Genomic DNA, 3,152 nt, shown 5'->3' on the forward strand with positions numbered 1-3,152 from the left:
CCGGCGGCATGACCGACAACGCCACTTCGCGCTGCGATTCGAGCAGGTCCAGCCGCTGCCGCAGCGCGGCCGACACCGAGCGGTAGGTCGAGCTGCCGAGCGCGAGCCGCAGCGGCGGCTCGGGCGCATCGATGACGGGCAGCATCGCGTCGACGGTGCGTTCGGCGTCGCCGTATTCGTTGAACGCGCCGCTCGCGATCGCGCGGCGGATTTCGCCGGCCGGCGTGGCGTCGTAGCACGGCATCGGCTCGGTGCGATCGAGGCTCGCGCCGAACTGCGTGCGCGTCGGCCCGGGCTCGACGATCAGCACGTCGATGCCGAACGGCTCGACCTCCTGCGCGACCGATTCGAGAAAGCCCTCGATGCCCCACTTGGTCGCGTGATAGAGGCTGAAGCCGGGGTAGGCGACCTGGCCGCCTTCGGACGAGACCTGCACGATCCGGCCGCCGCCCTGTTGCCGCAGATGCGGCAGCACCGCGCGCACGAGCTGGATCGAGCCGGTCAGGTTGGTGGCGATCTGGCGGTCGATCTGCGCGTCGCTCGCTTCCTCGGCCGCGCCGAACAGGCCGTAGGCGGCGTTGCTGACCACCACGTCGATCCGCCCGAACGCCGCGAACGCGCGATCGACGGCGGCGCGCAGCGCGGGCGTGTCGGTCACGTCGGCGCGCAGCGTCAGCAGGCGCTCGTCGTACTGCGCCTGCAAGGCGTCGAGCGCACCGTCGCGGCGCACCGTGGCCGCGACGCGATCGCCGCGTTGCAGCGCCTTCTCGGTCAGCAACCTGCCGAGCCCGGCCGAAGTGCCGGTGATGAGCCAGGTTTTCTGCATGACGTTCTCCTTCGATAGGGGATGGGGGATGAGACACGCCCATCCTAGAGAGCGCTGATTGGTTCGAGAATCCCCTGGATCTTGCATGTGTCGGTGAGTAATATCGACCAATGAAATCGCCATCGATCACCGATCTGCACGCCTTCATCGCGGTCGCCACGCATCGCAGCTTCCGGCGCGCGGCCGATACGCTGGGCGTCTCGCACTCCGCGCTCAGTCACGCGATGCGCGCGCTGGAGCGTCAACTCGGCGTGCGCTTGCTGAACCGCACCACGCGCAGCGTGTCGCCCACGCAGGAGGGCGAGCGCCTGCTCGCGCGGCTTGCGCCGGTGCTCGGCGAGCTGTCGGCCGTGCTCGACGATGCCGCCGCCGCGAGCGGGCGGCCGGGCGGCACGGTGCGCATCAACGGCAGCGAGGGTGCGATTCGCGTGCTGCTGACGCGCGTCGTGCCGGTGTTCCAGCACCGCTATCCGCAGGTCGAACTCGATCTGGTGGCGCAGGGGCAGTTGGTCGACATCGTCGAGCAAGGCTTCGACGCCGGCATCCGGCTGGGCGAAGCGGTGCCGAAGGACATGGTGGCGGTGCGACTCGCGCCGGACCTGCGCTTCGTGGCAGTGGCCGCGCCCGCGTATCTGGATGGCGCGCCGGCGCTGCGCACGCCCGACGATCTGCTCGCGCATCGCTGCATCCGGCAGCGGCTGCCGAGCGGCAAGCGCTATCGCTGGGAATTCCGACGGCACGATCAGGAGCTGGCGATCGACGTGCCCGGCACGCTGACGCTCGATCACAATCCGCTGATGGTGGAAGCCGCCGCCGACGGGCTCGGTATCGCCTATGTGCCGGAAATGTATGCCGAGCCGGGGCTGGCGTCGGGGCGGCTGCGCACGGTGCTGGAGGACTGGTGCCCGCCGGTCCCGGGCCTGTTTCTGTACTTCCCGGCCAACCGGCATATGCCGCCGGGGCTGCGCGCGCTGGTCGACCTGATCAAGTCGCTCGACCCGGCCTGAGGCCCGCGCCGGGTTGTCCACAGTTTGTGTTGAGATCCTTGTTGATAACTGTCGGGCAGACGGCGCAAACCGTTGAGCGCGTTCGGTTTTTTGTCGACGGCCGCGCTTTGGGCAGCGCGGGTGCGAAAACGGGCAGCGCGGCGTGCGCGCCCGTCGGGCGACCGATTCGGGTCAGCGCCACGAATGTCCGCCCAATCAAGCACTTGCCTCGCTTGTCAGGTGCTTGTCCACAGGCTACTCAACACAATCTGGGGATATGTCGGGGCCGGCGCGGCCGGTCACGCGCGGCGTGCGGCCAGGTGCGCCGCGAAGCGCGCCGCGTCGATGTTGGAGCCGGCCAGCAACACGCCCACGCGCTTGCCCTGCAAGGTTTCGCGCAACGGCCCGAGCAAGGCCGCGATCGGCGCCGCGCAGGCCGGCTCGGCCACCGTCTTCAATTGCGTGAACAGATAGTGCATGGCGGTGCGCAATGCGTCGTCGTCCACCGTCACGAGCCGCTCGAGATGACGGCGGCACAGCTCGTAGTCGTATTCCTCGGTGTGCGTGAGCGCGAGCGCATCGGCGATGGTGTGGACCTCGCTGACCTCCACGGGCCGGTTGGCCGCGAAGCTGCGGTGCATCACATCGGCGCCGGCCGGTTCCACGCCATACACGCGAACCTGCGGATTGGCGAGCCGCAGCGCGGTCGACACGCCGGCCGCGAGGCCGCCGCCGCCCACGGGCACGATCACGGCGTCGAGGTCGGGCGCCTGCGTGGCCCATTCGTAGCCGAGCGTGGCCGTGCCGAGGATGGTGCGATAGCCGTTGAACGCGTGCACGAAATGGCGGCCTTCCTCGGTCTCGATGCGCCGCACGCGCTCGAACGCCTCGGCGCGATCGGCGGCCATGACGATTTCGGCGCCGTACTGGCGGCACAGCGCGCGATGCGCGCCGCAGGCGCTGTCGAGCATCACCACCTTGGCGCCGATGCCCAGCCGCATCGCCGCGTAGGCCACGGCGGCCGCGTGATTGCCCGACGACACGCAGGTCACGCCGAGCCGCCGCTGCCGCTCGCCGAGCGCGAGCAGGTTGGCGAACGCGCTGCGCACCTTGAAGCTGCCGCTGGCCTGCAGCAGCTCGAACTTCAGGTTGACGTGGGTGGCTTCGAGATCGGGCAGGTCGGCGCGCTCGAACACCGGCGTGCGCGACACCCACGGCGTCAGTGCGAAGTGTTCGGCGGCGATGTCGTCGAGCGTGGGAACCGGCTTGCCGTTGATGGCGGGCTGGGCGGCGGGGGCGGGCGGAGGAGCGAGAGTCGACATGGCGGCGGGGGGCGGGGG

The 3,152-nt window shown here is 70.1% G+C and carries 3 protein-coding genes; 1 reads left to right on the forward strand and 2 read right to left on the reverse strand.

All coding sequences use genetic code 11. From position 1 onward, the window contains the following. On the reverse strand, window positions 1-826 hold an 826-nt coding region (locus ACYP33_RS14045; RefSeq protein ID WP_459622399.1), incomplete at its 3' end, for an SDR family oxidoreductase. Between the two features lie 110 nt (window positions 827-936). Between ACYP33_RS14045 and ACYP33_RS14050 the strand changes: the two genes are divergently transcribed. Next, complete coding sequence (locus tag ACYP33_RS14050) at window positions 937-1,833, forward strand: LysR family transcriptional regulator (RefSeq protein ID WP_459622401.1); 897 nt, start codon at window positions 937-939, stop codon at window positions 1,831-1,833. A 278-nt stretch (window positions 1,834-2,111) separates the two neighbouring features. Here ACYP33_RS14050 and ACYP33_RS14055 read toward each other — a convergent pair. Then, a partial coding sequence (locus tag ACYP33_RS14055) for a threonine/serine dehydratase (RefSeq protein ID WP_459622403.1) occupies window positions 2,112-3,152 on the reverse strand: 1,041 nt, incomplete at its 5' end.

It is taken from the genome of Burkholderia sp. 3C (genome assembly GCF_054589155.1).